This window comes from Amycolatopsis sp. SID8362 (genome assembly GCF_010550475.1).
In the GTDB taxonomy this organism is placed as follows: Bacteria; Actinomycetota; Actinomycetes; order Mycobacteriales; family Pseudonocardiaceae; genus Amycolatopsis; species Amycolatopsis eburnea.
In genome coordinates this window covers 1-6,647 of the sequence record NZ_JAAGNB010000737.1, presented here as the reverse complement: position 1 = coordinate 6,647, position 6,647 = coordinate 1, and the positions used below count along the sequence as shown (strand labels likewise).

At 71.9% G+C, this 6,647-nt stretch carries 6 protein-coding genes; 3 read left to right on the top strand and 3 right to left on the bottom strand.

Annotated features, from left to right (window positions below):
* Positions 1 to 180: 180 nt before the first annotated feature.
* Positions 181 to 1,356, top strand: coding sequence for an 8-amino-7-oxononanoate synthase (locus G3I65_RS23140; protein WP_160697971.1), 1,176 nt, complete (start codon positions 181 to 183; stop codon positions 1,354 to 1,356).
* Between the two features lie 21 nt (positions 1,357 to 1,377).
* Here G3I65_RS23140 and G3I65_RS23135 read toward each other — a convergent pair whose 3' ends face one another.
* The gene (locus G3I65_RS23135; RefSeq protein ID WP_160697970.1) at positions 1,378 to 1,812 is read right to left on the bottom strand and encodes a GNAT family N-acetyltransferase; all 435 of its coding nucleotides are present in this window, start codon (positions 1,810 to 1,812) and stop codon (positions 1,378 to 1,380) included.
* A gap of 17 nt (positions 1,813 to 1,829) precedes the next feature.
* Positions 1,830 to 2,648: a trypsin-like serine protease gene (locus G3I65_RS23130; protein WP_160697969.1), complete on the bottom strand. Its 819-nt coding sequence runs from the start codon at positions 2,646 to 2,648 to the stop codon at positions 1,830 to 1,832.
* Positions 2,649 to 2,983: 335 nt separating this feature from the next.
* Here G3I65_RS23130 and G3I65_RS23125 point away from each other — a divergent pair, with 335 nt between their 5' ends.
* Positions 2,984 to 3,667, top strand: coding sequence for a M15 family metallopeptidase (locus G3I65_RS23125; protein ID WP_160697972.1), 684 nt, complete (start codon positions 2,984 to 2,986; stop codon positions 3,665 to 3,667).
* A gap of 96 nt (positions 3,668 to 3,763) precedes the next feature.
* On the top strand, positions 3,764 to 5,158 hold the full coding sequence (locus tag G3I65_RS23120) for a mycothione reductase (protein WP_160697968.1): 1,395 nt from the start codon (positions 3,764 to 3,766) through the stop codon (positions 5,156 to 5,158).
* A 45-nt stretch (positions 5,159 to 5,203) separates the two neighbouring features.
* Here the strand turns inward: G3I65_RS23120 and G3I65_RS23115 are convergent.
* Positions 5,204 to 6,647 (bottom strand): proprotein convertase P-domain-containing protein (locus tag G3I65_RS23115; RefSeq protein WP_160697967.1); only part of this gene is annotated, 1,444 nt, incomplete at its 5' end.

The window sequence follows — 6,647 nt, the reverse complement described above, 5'->3', positions numbered from 1 at the left end:
CGGCCGTCAGCCCCGGTCGGGCAACGGCGGTGGCTACGGCCGCCCGAGCCGTGGCCCGCGTCGCGGCTACGACAGCTGATCGATCCACCTCGGAAGCCCCGGACCACCAGGTCCGGGGCTTCCGGCGTTTCCAGGGCCCGGCACACGGCGGCGGGGATCGCGGATGGGAGACTGCGGGACGTGACTACGCCGCCGACGCTCCCGCCCGATGAGGTTTTCGACTGGCTCGACGTCGAGGCGGAGAAGCGGGCGAACGCGGGGCTCGTGCGGCAGCTGCGGCCGCGTCCCGCGCAGGCCGACGAGCTGGACCTGGCCGGGAACGACTACCTCGGGCTGGCCCGCGACAAGCGCGTCGCCGGGGCCGCCGCGGCCGCCGCGCTCCGCTGGGGTGCGGGGGCGACCGGGTCCCGGCTCGTCACCGGGTCGACCGAGCTGCACACCGAGCTCGAGCTGGAGCTCGCCCGGTTCTGTGGCGTCCAGGCGGCGCTCGTGTTCTCCTCCGGCTTCGCGGCGAACCTGGGCGCGGTGACCGCGCTGTCCGGCGCCGAGTCCGCGATCGTCACCGACAAGTACATCCACGCTTCGCTGATCGAAGGCTGCCGGCTGTCGCGCGCCGATGTCGCCGCGGTCGCGCACTCGACGCCGTCGGCGATCAAGCACGCCCTCTCGACGCGGCGCAAGCCGCGCGCGCTCGTGGTGACCGACTCGGTGTTCTCGGTGGACGGCGACCTCGCCCCGCTCGGCGAGCTGGCCGGCATCTGCCGCGAGCACGGGGCCGCGCTGCTGGTCGACGACGCGCACGGCTTCGGCGTCCTCGGCGAAGGCGGCCGCGGCGCGGTGCACGCGGCCGGGCTCGCGGGTGCGCCCGACGTCGTCACGACGTTGACGCTCTCGAAGTCGCTCGGTGCCCAGGGCGGGGCGGTGCTCGGGCCGCGTCGCGTGATCAAGCACCTCGTGGACACGGCTCGCAGCTTCATCTTCGACACCGCGCTGGCGCCGGCGAGTGCGGCCGCCGCGCTGGCCGCGCTGCACGCGCTGAAGGAAGAGCCCGGGCTGGCGGGGAAAGTCGTCGAGAACGCGGGCAACCTCGCGATGTCCTTGAAGGCGGCCGGGCTGAAGGCGAGCCTGCCGGACGCCGCGGTCATCTCCGTTCAGGCGCCTTCGGCCGAGACGGCGGTCGCGTGGGCGGCGGCGTGCGCGGAGCACGGCATCCGCGTCGGGTGCTTCCGTCCGCCGTCGGTGCCGGACGGCATCTCGCGGCTGCGCCTGACCGCGCGGGCCGACCTCACGGAGGCCGACGTGGACCGCGCGGTGAAGGTGATCACCGCGACGGCGCCGCGGGGCGCGACCGCCTGACGCGGCCAGTGTGAAAACCGGTCAGCGCGGGAGGCGGCGCATGCGGATGTGCGGGATGCCGTCTTCGTCGGTGTACTCCGCGCCTTCAGCGACGAAGCCGTAGCGCGCGTAGAAGCCCTGGACGTAGGTCTGGGCGTCGAGGACGTACTCGCCCGGGACCGTGAGCGCCTCGTCCATGAGCCGGGCCGCCAGGCCCTGGCCGCGGGCGTTCGCCGCCGTCGCCACGCGACCGATGCGGCGGATGTCGCCCGGGTCGAGCAGGACTCGCAGGTAGGCCAGCACGCCTTCGTCGCCCTCGAACCACAGGTGGCGGGTGTCGGGCTTCAGGTCACGGCCGTCGAGTTCGGGGTACGCGGCTTTCTGCTCCACCACGAAGACGTCCACGCGGAGGCGGAGGATGTCGTGGAGCTGGGCGGCCGTCAGTTCGGGACCGGTCGCGTCGTGCAGGGTCGGCATACCCCTGCTTACCACGCTCAGGGGAAGAGGGTGCGCGGCCTGGCCTGGGCTTCGATGTCGTCGGTGTAGGCCGAGACGCGGGTGTAGACACCCGGCTTGCCCGCCTTGCCGCAGCCGTCGCCGAAGGAGACGATGCCGATCAGGGTGTCGCCCACGACGAGGGGGCCGCCGGAGTCGCCCTGGCAGGCGTCCTTGCCGCCCTCGGGGTAGCCGGCACAGACCATCGTCTTCTGGTTGTAGACGTTGTAATCGGCGCTGCAGTCGCTGTCGGAGACCAGCGGGACGTCGACGCTGCGCAGGTAGTCGGAGCGGGCGCCACCGTCGGCGACGCGGCCCCAGCCGAGGACCGTCGCCTTGGTGCCTGCCGCGTACACGCTCGCGTCGTCGCTGCCGGGCAGCTTCGCGGGGCGGTAGTCGAGCTGGCCGCGAACGGTCAGGACCGCGACGTCGTCGCCCTGCGTCGGGTCGCTGTAGCCCTTGCTGACCCAGACCTTGGAGACGCCGAGGACCTGGCCGTCGTCGGTGCGCTTGTCCTCGCGGCCCGCGACCACGCGGATGTCCTGCTTCGAGATCGCCTTCGCGCAGTGGGCCGCCGTCGCGACCGCCGTGGAGCTGACGATCACCGCGCCGCAGAACTGGTTGCCGCCGCCGTCGGTCAGGAACACCGCGTACGGGTGGTCGCCGAGCGAAGCCTTGTCGCCGCCGACGATCCGCGCCTGGTTGCCGGATCCGGGGTCCGCCGACGCCGTGCCGACCACGACCGGGACGGCCACCGCGGCCACGGCGAGGAGCGCGCCGCTCGCGAGCAGCAGGGATCGACGGGACTTCACGGACATGGGACGTTCCCCTCATCAGACACGGCGAAAAACAAGCGCTCGGCACCCGGGCGACTCCGGTGCGTGAACGACGTTGCGCTGAATACCCTAATCGGAGTGAGCCCAAAGCGGTGTCACTGGAACGGGTGGACTCCGCGCTCCGCGACCGTCCGTGCCAAGCTGGCCGGATGCGGCGGACGGCGATGGCGCTCGGAGCGGTACTGGCCCTCGCGCTGACGTCGTGCGCTGCCGAAGAAGTGCCGTCGACGCCGCGTCCGGCACCGACGGCCACGACCACGACGGCTCCGGTCACGGCACCGGTGACGGCGTCGGCCGTGCCCGCCGTCACCTGGCAGGTGGGTGCCCGGCCACTCCCCCGGCGGCCCGACGGCTTCGGCGAGATCGAACCGACGCCACCCGAACTGGTGAACCGGGCACTTCCGACAAAAGACCTGCTCCCGCCGCCCGCCGGGGACCGGTACGCGTCGACGATCGGCGCGGTGCCCGCCGACGTCCTCGCGCGCAGCACGTGGCAGGCCGCCTGCCCGGTCAAGGCGACCGACCTGCGCTACCTGACGATGTCGTTCTGGGGCTTCGACGACCGCGCGCACACCGGCGAGATGCTGGTCAACGCGAAGGCAGCCGCCGGGATCACCCAGGTGTTCGGCCGGCTCTTCGCGGCGCGCTTCCCCCTCGAAGAGATGCGCGTGACGAGCCCCGCCGAACTCACCGCGCCGCCGACCGGCGACGGCAACTCGACCAGCGCGTTCGTCTGCCGCCCGGCACGCGGGCAGACGAGCTGGTCGGCGCACGCCTACGGCCTCGCCGTCGACGTCAACCCGTTCTGCAACCCCTACACTCAGGGTGACCTCGTGCTGCCCGAGCTGGCGTCGGCGTACGTCGACCGCTCGCACCGCCGGCCGGGCATGGTGCTGGCCGGCGACGCGACCGTGCGGGCGTTCGCCGCGATCGGCTGGAGCTGGGGTGGCTCGTGGTCCAGCCCGAAAGACCGGATGCACTTCACCGGCAACGGCCACTGACCACGTAATACGACGTTAAGCACATCGGGGAACACCAGCTCCCCGGAGCCGGTTGGCTAGGGTGAATCGACCGGAGCCGACCCCGCGGAGGATGCAGTGCCCCACTACGACCTGGTGATCGTCGGGACGGGATCGGGGAACTCGATCCTCGGCCCGGAGTTCGCCGGCAAGAAGACGGCGATCGTCGAGAAGGGCACGTTCGGGGGCACCTGCCTCAACGTCGGCTGCATCCCGACGAAGATGTTCGTGTACGCCGCCGACGTCGCGTACACGCCTTCGCACAGCGCGAAGTACGGCGTCGACGAAGAGCTGAAGGGCGTGCGCTGGCGCGACATCCGCGACCGGGTCTTCGGCCGGATCGACCCGATCGCCGCCGGCGGCGCGGAGTACCGCCGCAGCCACGAGGACAACGCGAACGTCGACGTCTACGACGGCACCGCCCGCTTCACCGGGCACAAGGAACTGCGCGTCAGCTTCGCCGACGGGCGTCCCGACGAGGTGCTGACCGCCGACAAGTTCGTGCTCGCCGCCGGTGGGCGTCCGGTGATCCCGGAGATCCCCGGCCTCGACACCGTCGGTTACCACACCTCCGACACCGTGATGCGGCTCGACGAGCTGCCCGAACGCATCGTCATCCTCGGCGGCGGGTACATCGCGGCCGAGTTCGCGCACGTCTTCGCCTCGTTCGGCGTGCAGGTCACGCTCGTCAACCGGTCCGGCAGGCTGCTGCGCTCGGAGGACGACGACGTCAGCGAGCGGTTCACCGAGCTGGCCACGCAGCGGTTCGACGTCCGGCTCGACCGCAAGACCGTGCGGGCGCGCAAGACCGACCACGGTGTCGCGCTCGACCTCGAAGGACCGCAGGGCGCCGAGACTGTCGAGGCCGACGTGCTGGTGGTCGCGACCGGGCGGCGGCCGAACTCCGACGTGCTGGACGTCGCCGCCACCGGGGTGACTACAATGGACAGTGGGCACGTCGTGGTCGACGACCACCAGGAGACCGTGGTCGAGGGCATCTACGCGCTCGGCGACCTTTCCTCGCCGCACGAGCTCAAGCACGTCGCCAACCACGAAGCCCGCGTGGTGCAGCACAACCTGCTGCACCCGGACGAGCGGATCACCGCCGACCACCGGTTCGTGCCGCACGCGGTGTTCACGCACCCGCAGGTGGCGTCGGTCGGGCTCACCGAGCGGAAGGCGCGCGAAACAGGCGTCTCCTACGTGACTTCGAAGCAGGACTACGCCGGGATCGCCTACGGCTGGGCGATGGAGGACACCACCGGCTTCGCGAAGCTGCTGGCCGACCCGGCGACCGGGCAGCTGCTCGGCGCGCACATCATCGGGCCGCAGGCGTCTTCGGTGATCCAGCCGCTGATCCAGGCGATGAGCTTCGGCCTCGACGCGCGGAGCATGGCGCGCGGGCAGTACTGGATCCACCCGGCGATGCCGGAGCTGATCGAGAACGCCCTGCTCAACCTGCCCCTGGACTGAGTCACCGCGGGCCGGGAGGGGTGACCTCCCGGCCCGCGGGAGTCATCACAGCGTGATCGACCAGCTGTCGAGGGTGCCGGTGTCGCCGGGGCCGTAGTCGGTGACGCGCAGCTGCCAGCGACCGCCGGCCGGCGAAGCCGCGGGGACGGTGAAGGTGCGGGCGCCGGTCCACGCGGTGCAGGTGCTGCCGCCGCTGTACTTGAGCACGTACGCCTTGCCGTTCGGGTCCAGCAGCGTGACGCCGAGGTCTTCGGCGCACGTGTGGCGGATGGTCACCGCGACCGTCAGCGGGGTCGCCGCCTGCCCGGTCAGGGTGGACGTGACCGGGCTGAAGACCTGCTGGTAGTCGCGGATCGCGTAGTCGGTGTCGTTAGTCAAGGTCCGGCCGCCGCCCGCCTGGGTCCGTGCCGGAACCGCGACGCTGGCCGGTGACGCGTTCCCGGCGGCGTCGCGTGCCTTGACCGTGAACGTGTACGCGGTGTCCGGCGCGAGGCCGGTGACGGATGCCGAAGTCCCGGCGACGCTCGTGGCGAGCGCGGAACCGTTGTAGACGTCGTACGCGGCGACGTCGCCGGTGGACGCGTCCCAGGCCAGCGAAACGCTGGTGGCCGTCGTGCCGGTGACCCGCGGGTTGGCCGGTGCGCCCGGCAGCGTCGTGCCGCCGCCGGTGACGAGCGTGAGCTGCCACTTGCCCAGGGCCTCGAGCACCGGCTGGAACAGGGACAGGTCGCCGTCGGACGGGTTGTCGACGCACTGGGACGGGCCGCCGTCGTGCAGGCCGGTGGCCTTGTCGCCGAGCAGCCAGCCGCCGCCGGAGTCGCCGCCGAGGGAGCACGCCGTCGTCCAGGTGAGGTCGTCGATGACCAGGCCGCCGCCGTAGTCGACGGACTTGTGCGTGTACTTCACTTCGCCGCATTGCCAGTGCGAGGTGTTGCCGGAGTGGCAGACGCGGTCGCCGACCATCGCCTCGGCCGCGCCGGACAGCGTGATCGCGGGCTGACCCCAGGTGTTGACCGACGCCGACAGGTTCCAGCCGGCCTCCGTCACCGCCACGACGCCCATGTCGCCTTCGCTGCCGTTGACGCTGTGCGTGCCGCCGACGTTCGACGTGCCGATGCGATTTTGCTGGCCCGAAGCGCCGTACGCGGCTTGGTCGCGGTCGTTCGTGCAGTGACCCGCGGTCAGGAAGTGCTTGGCACCGCCGGAATCCGTCACCGGGAAGCCGACCGAGCAGTTGCTTTCGCTGCCCGGCCACCACGGGTTCCCGGTCTGGATCGTGCCCGACTGCTGCCGCGGCGACGACGCCGTCTCGGTGATCCGGACCCCGAGTTCCCGCACGCGGGAAAGGAAACTCTCGGTCGCCGCGGTCTTCTTCGTCCGGTCGACGTCCACGCCCACCTCGTTGCCGCGAACGTCGACGCCCCAGCCGTAGACGCCGGGTACGCCGGTGCCGACCAGGGCGCGGACGGCCGCGTCGGTGCGGTCCAGC